The sequence below is a fragment of the Ferrovibrio sp. genome, from assembly GCF_019636075.1.
In the GTDB taxonomy this organism is placed as follows: Bacteria; Pseudomonadota; Alphaproteobacteria; order Ferrovibrionales; family Ferrovibrionaceae; genus Ferrovibrio.
This window is the reverse complement of record NZ_JAHBYG010000036.1, coordinates 1-13,463: the sequence shown is the minus strand read 5'-3', so window position 1 is coordinate 13,463 and position 13,463 is coordinate 1. Positions and strand designations below refer to the sequence as shown.

Here is a 13,463-nt window from a genome sequence, read left to right as displayed (position 1 = left end):
GGCCGGGCACCCGTGGGCGACCGGCCTTGCTTGCAGTTATTTGGCTGAAACTCAGATTTCCGAGTTGATCCACTCGACCAGGCGGCTCTTGGGCATCGAGCCGACCTTGGTGGAAACCGGCTTGCCATCCTTGAACAGGATCAGGGTGGGGATGCCGCGCACACCCAGCCGCGAGGGCGTGGTGGGGTTCTCGTCGATATTCACCTTGGCGATGGTGAGCTTGCCTTCCATCTCGGTGGCGATCTCATCCAGGGCCGGGGCGATCTGACGGCAGGGGCCGCACCATTCGGCCCAGAAATCCACCAAAACCGGGCCCGAGGATTTCAGCACATCGGTTTCGAAGGAGGCGTCGGTAACTTTGGTGGTGTTGGACATGGCGGGTTTCCTACAACATGGCGCGGCTGAGTCGGGCCGGGCCTATCCGTGGGAATGAAGGTAGGGAGGCGCCCCGCCAGCGTCAAGCTCCCGGTATTCCGCCCCAAAGTTACCCACAAGTGCCTGAATGATTTCAGCAATCGGTTGGCTTAGGGAAATAAATAGGGTGACAAGCCCTCTCGGGTTTGTTACAAATAGTTACGCCGTGGCTGCGGAAGCTTGCCACGATCAGGGTAAACAAGGGCTTAACGGGGGAGTTAATGTTCGGGGGCAAGGCTGCGACGCTGCGACGCTACGGCCGCTTGACGGCTTTGGCTCTTGTCCTCGGTACCCTTCCGGTCTCGGTGCTTAGCCCTTGGGGCGCCGAGGCTCAACCTCGCACCAAGCAGCAGACCCAAAAGTCTGACAGCCAGGCGAGCAAATCCCAAAACGCCAAATCCCAGGCCGCCAAGCCGCGCGTGCAAAAGAACCCCGAGCCGGCCCGCCAGGCCGCCGAGGCGCGCGGCGACGGTTTCCGCATCGCCGACCGCTGGGTGCGGATGGATGTGGTGAAGGCCGACCCCAATCTGATGGGCAGCGATGGCAAGGCGCCTGCCGTGCTGATCCTGCATGGATCGCGCGGCCTGGGCGACGGCTCGCTATTCTACCCGCAGGCCCGCGCCCTGGCCGATCGCGGCATTTCCGCCTTCGTGGTGCATTATTTCGATGGCCTGAGCGAAGGCTCCAAAGCCGCGCCCGCCCTGCATGACCGCCGCGAGCGGATCATCTCGGAGGCGATCTCGCAGATTTCCAACCGCAAGGACGTGGATGCCGAGCGCATCGGCGTGTTCGGCCTGTCGCTGGGCGGCTTCCATGCACTCAGCCTGGGCAGCCGCGACGAGCGCGTGCAGGCGGTGGTGAATGTATTCGGCGCCATGCCGGCGGAAGTTGAACGCAAGGGCGTGGACCGCATGCCCCCCACCCTGGTGCTGCATGGCGACAAAGACCGCGTGGTGCCCGTGCGCAAGGCGCATGAGCTGGAAAGCCTGCTGAAGGAAGTGGGCGCCGAGCACGAGGTGAAGATCTATCAGGGCCAGGGCCATGTCTTCCGTGGCGATGCCAAGGAAGACAGCATCACCCGCACCACGGATTTCTTCGAACGCTATCTCGGCATCGATAAGATGCTGCTCGACAAGCCGATCCAGCTGGATTTCGTGCTGGCACCGGTGGTGCCGAAGAACGATCTGCTGCCGATCCGTCCGTATTATACCTTGGGCGACGAAGCATCTCTGACGGAACGGGCCGCACTGCCCGAACAGGCCTCGCCCGAACAGGTTGTCGAGCGTATGCCGGAAACCGTCAGCGAGCCGGAAGCTGCCGATCCGGCCAGTGCGCTTAACTAAAACACCATAACCGCCACAGCCCGCCCCTATCGGCAGGCGGCTGTTTCAATCCGATAAAACTGCATCAATCGATCAACGCCGGACACGCGATGTATCCGGCTTGACACCTGACTTGCCCGCCTGAGCGAAACAAAAAAGCCGATGGCGGGATCAACCCGCCACGGCCTCGTCGCGCTGTTCCGGCGTGGTCTCGAGCGCGGCTTCCAATTCCATTTCCAGGCTCGGCTGCGGCTCGTCTTCGCCATAAGGCTGATTCTGCGCCGCAGCGGCGGGCTGCGCCGGCTGAGGCTGGGTGCCGGGCTGGCCATTGCCGCCGTTATTGGCCTGCCGCTGGCCCGGCGTGATGCCCTGCGCCAGCATGATCCGATAGTAATGTTCGGCATGCTGGAGAAAATTCTCCGCGCCGACGCGGTCGCCCGAAGCATTGGCATCGCGGGCCAATTGGCAATACCGCTCGAAGATATGGCTGGCCGTGCCGCGGATTTTTACATCGGGGCCGTTGCTGTCGAAATTGCGATGGGCGTTGCCGCCACCACCGCCGCCGCCACCATTCATTCCGCCCCCGCTATGGGGGCGCCGGCCCTGCTGACGGCCGCCGCGTTGACGATTTTTATTCACGTGTCATCTCGCTCTGTAGAAAAAACTGCTCTGGGTAAAAAGAGCCTATTCGGCAAATGACGTGGCACCGCGCCGCGCAACCGGCGCGGACGCTATGAAACGGCCCCACGATGGATTCGGCATGCTCACGCATCCCGAGGATTCGATACCATGGCTGCAATGCGCCCGTTCGGTATGGTGTATCGATGAGGCGATGGCGCTGCCGAGCTTATGGCCCAGGCTCTTTCCCTGTTGCAGGTTATTCCCTGCCAGGGGCGTTGCGAGGGGCCGCGCCATCTCAAGCCAGGAAGATAAGCCCACAAACGGTCGCTGCCAATAGGCGATTTGGCTTTTTTTAGGCAGTGTTGCGCGCCTGCACCACGCGGGCCACGCCGCCCAGGTCGTGAATCCGGGCGATTCCGGCCGGGTTCACGCCGCCCAAAGAGGCAAGCAGACCAGCCACCGCATCGGCCTGGCCCTGCCCGACTTCCAACGCCAGAATGGCATTGCCGGCTACCAGCCGCGCCATATCCGGGATCAGGCGGCGATAGCAATCCAGGCCATCGGCGCCGCCATCCAACGCCGAAAGCGGCTCATGCTTGCGCACGTCATCGGCCAGGCCGGCAATCGCCGCGGTTTCTATATAAGGCGGATTGGAAATCAGGATATCGAACGGGCCGGCAAGCCCCGCGCCCCAATCGCCCAGCATAAAATTCGCGCGCTCGGCGAGGCCCAGCCGTGCCGCATTGTCGCGCGCCACATCCAGCGCAGCCTCCGACGCATCCACACCAAGCCCGGTTGCCTTGGGCAATTCATGCAGCAACGCCAGCAGCAGACAGCCGCTGCCGGTGCCGAAATCCACCAGCCGCAAGGCGGCCTTGCGATCCGGAACCGCGTCCAGCACGGCCTGCACCAGGGTTTCGCTATCCGGGCGCGGATCCAGCACGGCCGGCGAGACTTTGAAATCCAGGCCCCAGAATTCGCGCCGGCCCAGAATATGCGACACCGGCTCGCGGGCCGCACGCCGCACCAGCATGGCTGCAAAGCGCGCGGCAGCATCCGCATCCAGTTTCATATCCGGCGACAGCCGTACGCGGTCCGGTGTGATGCCCAGCGCCTGCGCCAGCAGCAACACGGCATCCAGGCGGGGCGTGTCGCAACCGGCCGCTTTCAGCCGCCCGGCAGCATCGCGCAGCGCAGCGGCAACATCAGTCATTCAAACTGGCCAGGCGCTCGGCCTGATCTTCCGAAATCAATGCGGCGATGATTTCATCCAGCGCCTGACCGGCCATCACCTCTTCGATCTTGTAGAGCGTGAGATTGATGCGGTGATCGGTGACGCGGCCTTGCGGAAAATTATAGGTGCGGATGCGTTCGGAGCGGTCGCCCGAACCCACCTGGCCCTTGCGCGAGGCTGCGCGTTCGCCATCCAACCGGTCGCGCTCCACCTCGAACAGCTTGGCGCGCAGCAGCTTCATGGCCTGGGCCTTGTTTTTATGCTGGCTGCGCTCGGTCTGCTGCGCCACCACGATGCCGGTGGGCATATGGGTGATACGCACCGCAGAATCCGTGGTGTTCACATGCTGGCCGCCAGCGCCCGACGACCGATAGACATCGATGCGCAGGTCGCTTTCGTTGATATGGATATCCACATCCTCGGCTTCCGGCAGCACGGCCACGGTGGCCGCCGAGGTATGGATACGGCCGGAGGCTTCAGTGGCCGGCACGCGCTGCACGCGATGCACGCCGGATTCAAACTTCAGCCGCGCGAACACGCCGCGCCCGTTGATCGCCGCCACGCCTTCGCGCAGGCCGCCCAATTCGGTTTCCGCCAGGCTCATCACCTCGAAACTCCAGCCATGCAAAGCCGCATAGGCGCGATACATGGCAAACAGCTCAGACGCGAACAAGGCCGCCTCGTCGCCGCCGGTGCCGGCGCGCACTTCCAGGATGGCGCTCTTTTCGTCCGCGGCATCTTTGGGCAGCAGCAACAGCTTCACCTGCCGCTCGGCTTCCGGCAAAGCCTCTTGCGCCGCTTTCCATTCTTCTTCCGCCAGTGCGCGCATTTCGGCATCAGCCGATGCGTCGTCCTTCATCGCAGCCAGATCGGCCAGCTCGGCACGTTTGCTGCGCCAATCGCGGATCGCGGCCACCACCGGCTCAAGCTCGGCATATTCCTTCGACAGCTTTACAAACGCTTCGCCCACGCTGCCCGAGGCCATCTGGGCCTGCAGCATGTCGAACCGCTCGATCACCTTGTCGAGCTTGACTTCGGGCAGTCCCGCAACATCCATCTCAGGCACGCGCCTTCAAATGCGCAACCAGGTCGCCACGCGCGATTTCGGCTTCCTGGCCGGAGGCGAAATCCTTCAGCTTAACCACGCCCTTGGCCATCTCATCGGCACCGAAGATCAGCGCGCCGAAACAGCCCAGCTTGTCGGCGCGCTTCATGCGCTTGCCTACATTGCCTTTATAGCCGAGTTCCACCGCGATATCGGCGCGGCGCAATTCGCCGGCCAGCGCGATTGCCTCGGCTTCCGCTGCCTCGCCCACCGGCACGATGGCCAGCATGGGTGCCGCCTGCGGCTTGGGATCGGAAAGCAACACCAGGCGTTCGATGCCGCCCGCCCAGCCGATGCCCGGCGTGGGATTGCCGCCCAATTGCTCGATCAAGCCATCGTAACGCCCGCCGGCAATCACCGCGCCCTGCGCGCCGAGATGCGTGGTTACGAACTCGAAAGCCGTGTGGGTGTAGTAATCCAGCCCGCGCACCAGGCGCGGATCGACCTGGAACGGCACGCCGGCCTGGGCAAGACCCGCCTTCACAGCGGCAAAGAAATCGCCTGCGGCCTGGGTCAGGTAATTGTCGATCAGCGGGGCGTCGGCCACCAGTTTGCGGTCGCCTTCATCCTTGGAATCGAGAATGCGCAGCGGATTCTTTTCCAGGCGCTTCAAGCTGTCTTCCGACAAGCTGGCCTTATGCGCCGAGAAATACTCCACCAAGGCCGCGCGATAGGCCACGCGGCTTTCGGGATCGCCCAACGTGTTCAGCAGCAACGTGCATTTATCCAGGATGCCCAGGCGGCGCAGGATATCGGCGGCCAGCGCGATCACTTCCACATCGGCCTGCGGCTCGGCGGCGCCGATCACTTCCACATCGATCTGATGGAATTGCCGCTGGCGGCCCTTCTGCGGCCGTTCGTAGCGGAACATCGGCCCCCAGGCAAACGCCTTGAACGGCACATGCTGCTGCAATCCGTTGGAAATGAAAGCACGGCAGATACCGGCGGTGTATTCCGGCCGCAAGGCCAGATGCTCGCCGCCCTTGTCGGTGAAGGCATACATCTCCTTCGACACCGCATCCGAGCTTTCGCCCATGGAGCGCGCGAATACATCCACCACTTCGAACATCGGCGTGGCCATCTCGCGATAGCCATGCAGCGAGGCGGCCAGGCGCGCGGTATCGATCACGCTGCGGAAGCGGGCGAAATCATCGGGTAGAATATCATGGGTGCCGCGCACGGGCTGGAACTGGGCCACGGGTCGCTCCTTTACAACGGATTGTTCAGCTAATCGGCGGCGTCAGCCGCGTGAGCGTGATGCTCGGCCTCGATCTGGCGGGCCTTGTCTTCCACCAGTTTCACCAGATGCGCCACGATGTCTTCGTTCTGCAGGCGATGCGCCGGTTGGCCTGCGATATAGACCTGATGCGAGCCCTTGCCGCCGCCGGTGAAACCGATATCGGTTTCGCGTGCCTCGCCGGGGCCGTTCACCACGCAGCCGATCACGCTCAAGGTCATCGGCGTGGTGATATGCGCCAGGCGCTGTTCCAGCACTTCCACGGTCTTGATCACATCGAATTGCTGGCGCGCACAGGACGGGCAGGAAATCACATTCACCCCGCGATGGCGCAGGTTGAGGGATTTCAGCAGGTCGAACCCCACCTTCACTTCCTCTTCCGGCGGCGCGGAAAGCGACACGCGGATGGTGTCGCCGATGCCGCCCCAGAGCAGCATGCCAAGCCCGACCGAGGATTTCACCGTGCCGATGCGTGTGCCGCCGGCTTCGGTGATGCCGATATGCAGCGGATAATCGCAGGCTTCCGCCAGGCCTTGATAGGCAGCCACGGCGAGGAAGACATCGGAGGCCTTCACGCTGATCTTGAAATCGCGGAAATCGTGGTCTTCCAGAATCCGGGCATGGTCCAGCGCGCTTTCCACCATCGCCTCGGGGCAGGGCTCGCCGTATTTTTCCAACAGATGCTTTTCCAGCGAGCCGGCATTCACGCCGATACGCATGGAGCAGCCATGATCCTTGGCGGCCTTCACCACCTCGCGCACGCGATCCGCGCTGCCGATATTGCCGGGATTGATCCGCAGGCAGGCAGCGCCGGCCTCGGCGGCCTCGATGGCGCGCTTGTAGTGAAAATGGATGTCGGCCACGATCGGCACCCGCACCTGGCGGATGATCTCCTTCAGCGCGGCGGTGGAAGCCTCATCCGGGCATGAGACGCGCACGATATCGGCGCCCACATCCTCGCAGCGCTTGATCTGCGCCACCGTGGCGGCCACATCGCTGGTCAGCGTGTTGGTCATGGTCTGCACGGTGATCGGCGCATCGCCGCCCACCGGCACCTTGCCGACATAGACTTGCCGCGACTTGCGCCGCTGGATATCGCGATAGGGCCGGATGCTCATGATGGGGCGTAACATGGAGCTTTTGCCCCATGCTGGCAAGTGGGGTCACTGAACCTTCAAGGCGGCCTGCAATTCGGCCGGATCGAGCGGCAGACCGCGCTTCACCTCGCCGGATTCACCGATCCGCGGCAAGGGCTTGCCCTGTAGGGAAAGCTGCAACCCGCCGGCATTGCCGGTGGCCAGGGTCAGGCCCGGGCGGTCTGGTACACGATAGCTTTCGCCGGGCGCCATCAGGCGGGTATAGAGCGGCTCGTTATTGGCCCCCCGCACCTGTATCCAGCTTTCGGTATCGGCGCGAATCTCCAGTTGCCCGGCAGCCAGGATCGGAGCCGGCAAAGCAGCGGGGGGAGATGGCTGGACTGGGGCCGGAACAGCGCTGGCCCCCGAGCTGGCCTGAACCGAGCTGGCCTGAGCCGGAGCGGCCTGCGCTGCGCTGGCCTGGGCCGGGGCCGGAACTGGCGCTGCGGCAACAACCGGTGCTGCCGCAGGTGCCGGCACGGTTGCCTGCATTAGCGAATTCTGGCCTGGCGAATTCTGGGCCGGCAAGTTCTGGGCTGGCTGCACAGCCTCGGCTTGCGCGGGCGCAGCCGCCTGCACCGGCGGTTCGATCACCGGCGGCGCAGCGGCACGGATCGGCGGCGGCGGCGGCGGCACCAGATCGGCCAGACGCGGCGGCAGCGGCTTCACCAGATCGGCACCGGAGCGGAAGGTTTCCTGATAGCGATACCAGATGAAATACGCGCCGCCGGCAATCAACAGGGCCAGCAGCACCAGCCAGATGCGCGGCGTGCGCTGTTCGGGCCGCGGCATCGGAAATACCAGCGCGCTGCGCTGACGCGCCACATCGCTTTCGGCCTGAAAGGCGGCCACCACCTTCTCGGGCTCCAGCCCCAGGAATTCGGCATAGCTGCGCAAAAAGCCGGTGACATAGACCGGCCCCGGCAACTCAATGAAGCGGCCATGTTCGATGGCTTCCAGATGCGGCTTGCGGATGCGGATACGCGACGACACATCGGCCAGCGAAAGGCCATGCCGCTCGCGCACCACTCTCAGACTATGACCGACGCCTTCGTAGTTTTCGGGCGTGGCGGGAGCCGCCGGCTTGTCGCCAGCCTCGGTAGCCATCAATCCTGCTTCCCCGTTAATGCGGCGCCGGCCCCAAAACATACCGGCCAAAAAACAAGCCCGCGACAAACATGCCGACCGAAAAAAATGCAGACCCTGTGATGATGCTGATCGGAAGATGTCTGCCGTGATCGCGGAGCGCCTTAAACAATCACCCCATTCTCGCGGGCATATTCTTCCAATCGTGCACGCAGGCTATGATCGGGCAAATGGTACAAGCCTTCCAAAAATTCCGCAAGCGAGAGAACATCCAGGCTACGCAGCATCTCCTTCACCGGGCCGATGGCATTGGCCGGCATCGACAGACGCTCGAAACCCAACCCCAGCAAAGCCATCGCTTCCAGCGGACGACCGCCCATCTCGCCGCACAGCGTGAGCGGCTTGTCATGCGCTTTGCACTGCTGCACCACCCAGCGCAGGAAAGCCAGCATGCTGGGCGCCAACGGATCGTAACGATCAACCATACGCGGGTTGCCGCGATCGGTGGCGAACAGGAATTGCATCAGGTCGTTGGATCCGACCGAAACGAAATCAACCAGCGGCAGTAAGGACGGCAATTGCCAGGCTAGTGCCGGCACTTCCAGCATGGTGCCCACCCGCACTTGGCGGGCCACCGGACGGCCCAGGCTTTTCAACCGTGCCACTTCGCGGTCCAGAACCTTGCGGGCGCGGATGAATTCATCCACCTCCGCCACCATGGGAAACATCACATGCAGCACGCGGCCCTCGGCTGCCTGCAACAGCGCGCGCAATTGCACCTTCAGCAAGGCCGGCCGATCCAGCGCGATGCGGATGGCGCGCCAGCCCATGGCGGGATTCTCCTCCGTCTGCTTTGCCAGATAAGGCAACACCTTGTCGCCGCCCACATCCAGGGTGCGGAACACCACCGGGCGGTCGCCGGCATGCTCCAGCACGCGCGCATAGATCGCGGTCTGCGCCTCTGCCTTGGGCATGGTGGGGCGCACCAGGAATTGCAGCTCGGTACGATACAGGCCGATGCCTTCGGCGCCGGTCTCGTCGAGATGCGCCAGATCGATCAGCAGGCCGGCATTGATCAGCAACGCCACGCGCTTGCCATCGCGGGTGATCGGCGGATCGTCGCGCTGGGCTGCGTATTTCGCCAGTCGTGCCTTGCGCAAACCCAAACTCTGCTGGAAGGCCGAAACCACATCGGCCACAGGGCGCACGAAAATCTGCGCATGATCGCCATCCACGATCACCTGATCGCCCGGCTCCACGCGCTCAATGGCGCGGCCCACCGAGCCCACCACGGGGATCGACAGCGCACGCGCCACAATGGCCACATGGCTGACGCTGGAACCTTCCTCCAGCACCAGGCCTTGCAGCTTACGGCGGTCGTAATCCAGCAATTCCGCCGGGCCCATGGCGCGGGCGAACAGGATGGCGTTTTCCGGCAAAGCTTCGGCCGCCGAGGTAACGCCCTTGCCGGTCAGATGCAGCAGCAGGCGATTGGCCAGATCGTCCAGATCCGCCAGGCGTTCGCGCAAATACGGATCGGTGATCGCCTGCATGCGATGGCGCGTATCGCCCTGCACGCGCAGCACGGCGGCCTCGGCGGTGAGGCCGGATTCCACCGCCTGATGCAGCTTATGCAGCCAGCCGCTGTCATGGGCGAACATCTTGTAGGTTTCCAGCACGTCCCGGCTCTCGCCGACGATCTCGTCGTCGGGCGCTTCCAGCATGCGGTTGACCTGGTCGCGCATCGAGGCGACGGCGGCATCCAGCCGGCGCTTCTCATGCGGGATATCGTCGGCAATCGTGCGTTCCACATGCACGCGCGGTTCGTGCAGCACCGCCTGACCGATGGCCAGGCCTTCCGACAGCGTGCGGCCATCGGCACGGAACGGCAGCGACGGTGCGCGGCTGACCGCCACATTGTCTTCCGGGCTGGTAAGCTGGCCGGATGCCACCATCTCGGCCAGCACCATGGCGATGGTTTCCAGCACCTCCACTTCGTCTTCGGCATATTGGCGGCGCGTCTTGTTCTGCACCACGAGCACGCCGATCACGCGATTGTCGCGCTGCAACGGCACGCCGAGCAGCGAGTGGAAGATTTCTTCGCCGGTTTCCGGCTTATAGGCGAATTGCGGATGGCCCTGCGCATCGGCCAGGGCCAGCGGCCGCGCATTGGCGGCGATATCGCCCACCAGGCCCTCGCCCACTTTCAGGCGGGTCTTGTGCACGGCTTCGGGATTAAGGCCTTCGGTGGCGTAGAGTTCCAGTTCGTCGTTGCGCAGCAGATAGACCGAGCAGACTTCCGAAACCATGTTGGCGGCGATGGAGCGCACCACCTGCGACAGCCGCTCCTCGACCGTGCCGGTCTCGGCCATCACCTCGCGCAGACGGCGCAACAGGGCGCGCGGGCCGGGCGCCATGGCGCGCCCGGTCACCATGACTTGCCCCCGGTCAGCCGGGCGGGCGGCAATCTCCTGCCGCGCCGTATCGCGCCCCAGACGGCCAACATTGGCCCTCCCGTTTCATGAGCCGCGCGCGCCTTATTCGGCGTCGAGGCCAAAGGCGGTGTGCAGGGTGCGCACCGCCAGTTCGTTATAATCGGCGGCGATCAGCACGCTCACCTTGATTTCAGAGGTCGTGATCGCCTGGATGTTGATGCCCTTGTCGGCCAGCGCCTTGAACATGGTATGCGCCACGCCGGCATGGCTGCGCATGCCCACGCCCACGACCGATACCTTGGTTACGTTGCGATCCGGCACCAGGCGCTTCCAGCCCAGGCTCTTCTCTTGCTTCTGCAACAGGGCCACGGCGCGATCCAGATCGGAGCGGCCCAGCGTGAAGGTCATGTCGGTCTGCTTGCCGTCTTCCGAAATATTCTGAACGATCATGTCCACATTGATGCCGGCATCCGACAGCGGACCGAAAATGCCCGCTGCGATGCCAGGCCGGTCGGCCACGCCCACCAGGGTGATCTTGGCCTCGTCGGCCGAATAGGTGACGCCGGAAACGATCTGCTTTTCCACGATCTCATCCTCATCCACAACGAGCGTGCCGGGCTGGTCGGCAAAGCTCGACAGAACCTGCGTGCGCACCCGGTGGTTCATCGCCATTTCCACCGAGCGGGTCTGCAGCACCTTGGCGCCCAACGAAGCCAGCTCCAGCATCTCCTCATAGGTGATGCGGTCCAGCTTGCGGGCCTTCTTCACGATGCGCGGATCGGCAGTATAAACGCCATCCACGTCGGTGTAGATATCGCAGCGATCCGCCTTCAGCGCGGCGGCCAGGGCCACAGCCGAGGTATCCGAACCGCCGCGGCCCAGAGTGGCGATACGGTCTTCCGGGCCCACGCCCTGGAAACCCGCCACCACCGAAACCTCGCCCTTCTCCATCGCGGCGATCAGCGCCGAACCGTCGATGCTGTCGATACGGGCCTTGCCATGCATGCCATCGGTGCGGATCGGCACCTGCCAGCCTTGCCACGAACGCGCCTTCACGCCAACGCTTTGCAGCGCCATCGACAACAGCCCGGTGGTCACCTGCTCGCCGGCCGCCACCACAACATCGTATTCGCGCTGGTCGTGCACCGGATCGATCTGCTTGCAGAGATCCACCAGGCGATTGGTCTCGCCCGACATGGCGGAGACCACCACGGCAACCTGGTTGCCGGCCTCCACCTCACGCTTCACCTTTTGCGCAACATTCTTGATCCGCTCGGGCGAGCCGACCGAAGTGCCGCCGAATTTCATCACCAAGCGCGCCATGCGGCTCGATCCCGTTTGCTGTTCCGTTGTAGACTGTTTCCCGGCCCGCCGCCCGCCGAACCGGCTGGGCCCGCCCGAAAAGGCGGGTACTTAATACTCTCGGCATGGCGCCGAAACAAGCCGAGCGGCGCGAGAAAGTTGCGGCCCCGAACAGGGCCCCGGAGTTGCCCATGAGCATCCAGTCTGAAAGCCTCGCAAACCACCCGGAAAACACCGGTTTACCGCAAGGAAACAGCGTCGATCCGGCGGAAATCGCCCGCTTCTCGGCGATGGCTGCGGATTGGTGGAACCCGCGCGGCAAATTCGCTCCATTGCACCGGTTCAATCCGGTGCGGCTGGGCTATATCCGCGAGGCGCTGCAGAGCCATTTCGGTCTGGCGGCGGAAGCCGGCCTGAACGGCCTGCGGCTGCTGGATATCGGCTGCGGCGGCGGCCTGGTCTCCGAACCGCTGGCGCGCATGGGGGCTCGCGTAACCGGCGCCGATGCCGGCGCGCGCAATATCGCCGTGGCCAGCCTGCATGCCGGGCAATCCGGCCTGGATATCGATTACCGTTGCACCTCTGCCGAAGCCTTGGCGGAATCCGGCGAGACCTTCGATGCCGTGCTGGCGCTGGAAATCGTCGAGCATGTGGCCGATCCGGCCGGTTTTTTCGCCGCATGCAGCCGCTTGCTGCGGCCCGGGGGGCTGTTGATCGCCTCTACGCTGAACCGCAGCCCGAAAGCCTATGCCCTGGCCATCGTGGGTGCGGAATACATCCTGCGCTGGCTACCGCCCGGCACCCATGATTGGAAAAAATTCCTAAAACCCCATGAGCTGGCCAAGCTGCTGCGCGATGCCGGCCTGATCGTGAACGATGTGCGCGGCGCCAATTACAATCCCATCAGCGAACGCTGGAGCCTGGGCCGCGATACCGGGGTGAATTATTTCATGACGGCAAGCAAACCCGGCTGACCACCGTTCCATCCTAGGCTTCCATCCCAGGCTTCCATCGCAGCCTCTCATCATTCAACAGCCGTGCTGCGTCTGGCATGGGCCTGCGGCAAGCCCGAGAGGGACGGCTCTTGGTACTGTGAGGGCCTCTCTCTATTCGTCATGCCCGGATTCATTCCGGGCATCCATCCCTCAACAGCGGCGTTGCATCCGGCCTGATCCTCCCCCACCTCCGGGGCAAGCCTCCCATCCGAGCGCCTTATCCTGAAGGAAAAAAGAACATTTAAAGAATATTATTGTTGACATTTCGTTCCTATATGCTCTCATAGGGGGAATTATAACACAAGGATATATGAAATGTCTCCCTACGCCTCCCTGTTCGGCCCCCGCCGCATGAAAGCCAATCCGTCTGAGTCCGAAGCCATCCGCGATCCTCTGGGCCGGGATAGCTATCTCTGGGACCAGGAGGAGGAAGAACCCGACCTCAATGGCCAGTTGGAAGCTGCCCGCGCCGATTGGCGCAATGATGCCTCGCTGAATTCGCTCTTCGGCGCGAACGGTGCTTTCAAGCTGGAAAATACAGTCGGCAAGAACGGGAAAAACCGCCCCGGCGATGTG

At 63.6% G+C, this 13,463-nt stretch carries 12 protein-coding genes; 3 read left to right on the top strand and 9 right to left on the bottom strand.

Annotated features, from left to right (window positions below; genetic code table 11):
• Nucleotides 1–51: 51 nt before the first annotated feature.
• Complete coding sequence (gene trxA / locus KF827_RS14465; protein WP_291006914.1) at nucleotides 52–375, bottom strand: thioredoxin TrxA; 324 nt, start codon at nucleotides 373–375, stop codon at nucleotides 52–54.
• 458 nt (nucleotides 376–833) lie between these two features.
• Here trxA and KF827_RS14460 point away from each other — a divergent pair, with 458 nt between their 5' ends.
• On the top strand, nucleotides 834–1,757 hold the full coding sequence (locus KF827_RS14460) for a dienelactone hydrolase family protein (RefSeq protein WP_291006912.1): 924 nt from the start codon (nucleotides 834–836) through the stop codon (nucleotides 1,755–1,757).
• A gap of 150 nt (nucleotides 1,758–1,907) precedes the next feature.
• Here KF827_RS14460 and KF827_RS14455 read toward each other — a convergent pair whose 3' ends face one another.
• From KF827_RS14455 to KF827_RS14420, 8 genes are all read right to left on the bottom strand, one after another.
• Entirely contained in the window at nucleotides 1,908–2,312 is a 405-nt protein-coding gene (locus KF827_RS14455) for a DUF4167 domain-containing protein (RefSeq protein ID WP_291006910.1), read from the bottom strand.
• A gap of 397 nt (nucleotides 2,313–2,709) precedes the next feature.
• Nucleotides 2,710–3,570, bottom strand: a complete 861-nt coding sequence (gene prmC / locus KF827_RS14450; RefSeq protein ID WP_291006908.1) for a peptide chain release factor N(5)-glutamine methyltransferase — start codon at nucleotides 3,568–3,570, stop codon at nucleotides 2,710–2,712.
• Nucleotides 3,563–4,648, bottom strand: coding sequence for a peptide chain release factor 1 (gene prfA / locus KF827_RS14445; RefSeq protein WP_291006906.1), 1,086 nt, complete (start codon nucleotides 4,646–4,648; stop codon nucleotides 3,563–3,565). The genes prmC and prfA overlap by 8 nt, the downstream gene beginning before the upstream one ends.
• Nucleotide 4,649: 1 nt before the next feature.
• Nucleotides 4,650–5,894: a histidine--tRNA ligase gene (gene hisS, locus KF827_RS14440; RefSeq protein WP_291006904.1), complete on the bottom strand. Its 1,245-nt coding sequence runs from the start codon at nucleotides 5,892–5,894 to the stop codon at nucleotides 4,650–4,652.
• 29 nt (nucleotides 5,895–5,923) lie between these two features.
• Complete coding sequence (gene ispG, locus KF827_RS14435; protein ID WP_291006971.1) at nucleotides 5,924–7,051, bottom strand: flavodoxin-dependent (E)-4-hydroxy-3-methylbut-2-enyl-diphosphate synthase; 1,128 nt, start codon at nucleotides 7,049–7,051, stop codon at nucleotides 5,924–5,926.
• A gap of 45 nt (nucleotides 7,052–7,096) precedes the next feature.
• A complete protein-coding gene (locus KF827_RS14430) occupies nucleotides 7,097–8,176 on the bottom strand; it encodes a helix-turn-helix domain-containing protein (protein WP_291006902.1) in 1,080 nt (359 codons plus the stop codon).
• Nucleotides 8,177–8,319: 143 nt separating this feature from the next.
• A complete protein-coding gene (ptsP, locus tag KF827_RS14425) occupies nucleotides 8,320–10,590 on the bottom strand; it encodes a phosphoenolpyruvate--protein phosphotransferase (RefSeq protein WP_291006900.1) in 2,271 nt (756 codons plus the stop codon).
• A gap of 102 nt (nucleotides 10,591–10,692) precedes the next feature.
• Complete coding sequence (locus KF827_RS14420) at nucleotides 10,693–11,913, bottom strand: aspartate kinase (RefSeq protein WP_291006898.1); 1,221 nt, start codon at nucleotides 11,911–11,913, stop codon at nucleotides 10,693–10,695.
• Between the two features lie 170 nt (nucleotides 11,914–12,083).
• Here KF827_RS14420 and ubiG point away from each other — a divergent pair, with 170 nt between their 5' ends.
• Entirely contained in the window at nucleotides 12,084–12,866 is a 783-nt protein-coding gene (gene ubiG, locus KF827_RS14415) for a bifunctional 2-polyprenyl-6-hydroxyphenol methylase/3-demethylubiquinol 3-O-methyltransferase UbiG (protein WP_291006896.1), read from the top strand.
• 336 nt (nucleotides 12,867–13,202) lie between these two features.
• Nucleotides 13,203–13,463: hypothetical protein (locus KF827_RS14410; protein WP_291006894.1), on the top strand; the 261-nt coding region annotated here is incomplete at its 3' end.